This is a genomic window from Pseudomonas sp. HMSC057H01 (genome assembly GCF_001836405.1).
Taxonomy (GTDB): domain Bacteria; phylum Pseudomonadota; class Gammaproteobacteria; order Pseudomonadales; family Pseudomonadaceae; genus Pseudomonas; species Pseudomonas aeruginosa.
On sequence record NZ_KV828522.1, the window covers coordinates 25,804 to 26,997 of the forward strand.

The 1,194-nt window shown below is 70.4% G+C and carries 1 protein-coding gene; it reads left to right on the forward strand.

Translation table 11 applies throughout. The annotated features are described in order from the left end of the window. Positions 1–1,194, forward strand: a 1,194-nt coding sequence (locus tag HMPREF2581_RS29680) for an Ig-like domain-containing protein (RefSeq protein WP_256565223.1), incomplete at both ends; no start/stop codon positions are given.

Consider the following 1,194-nt stretch of genomic DNA (forward strand, 5'->3'; position numbering starts at 1 on the left):
GGACCTACACCCCGTCCACGCCGATCGCCAACGGTACTGTGGTCAACGTGGTGGCCCAGGACGCCGCCGGTAACAGCAGCCCGCCGGCGACGGTGACCGTCGATTCCAGCGCGCCGCCGGCGCCGGTGATCAACCCGAGCAACGGCGTCGTCATCAGCGGCACCGCCGAGGCCGGTGCCACCGTGACCCTCACCGATGCCGGCGGCAACCCGATAGGGCAGGTCACCGCCGACGGCAGCGGCAACTGGAGCTTCACGCCGGGCACGCCGCTGGCCAACGGCACGGTGATCGTCGCCACGGCCACCGACCCGACCGGCAATACCGGCCCGCAGGCCGCCACCACGGTGGACTCGGTGGCGCCGGCCGCGCCGGTGGTCAACCCGAGCAACGGCACGACCATCAGCGGCACCGCGGAGGCCGGGGCCAAGGTGATCCTCACCGATGGCAGCGGCAACCCGATCGGCGAAACCACCGCCGACGGCAGCGGCAACTGGACCTTCACGCCCGCCACGCCGCTGGCCAACGGCACGGTGGTCAACGCCGTGGCCCAGGACCCTGCGGGCAATACCGGCCCGCAGGGCAGCACTACCGTGGACGCGGTGGCGCCGAACACGCCTGTGGTCAATCCGAGCAACGGCAACCTGCTCAACGGTACCGCCGAGCCGGGCAGCACCGTGACCTTGACCGACGGCAACGGCAACCCGATCGGCCAGACCACCGCCGATGGCAGCGGCAACTGGAGCTTCACGCCCGGCTCGCAACTACCCAACGGCACCGTGGTCAACGTGACCGCGAGCGACGCCGCCGGCAATACCAGCGCTCCCGCTACCACGACGGTGGATTCCTCGCTGCCGTCGATCCCGCAGGTGGATCCGAGCAACGGTTCGGTGATCAGCGGCACCGCGGACGCCGGCAACACCATCATCATCACCGATGGCAACGGCAACCCGATTGGCCAGGTCACCGCCGACGGCAGCGGCAACTGGTCCTTCACTCCAGGCATCCCGCTGCCGGATGGCACGGTGGTCAACGTGGTGGCGCGCAGCCCAAGCAATGTCGACAGTGCGCCGGCGGTGATCACGGTGGATGGCGTGGCCCCGGCGGCGCCGGTGATCGATCCGAGCAACGGCACCGAGATAAGCGGTACCGCGGAAGCTGGCGCGACGGTGATCCTCACCGATGGCGGCGGCAACC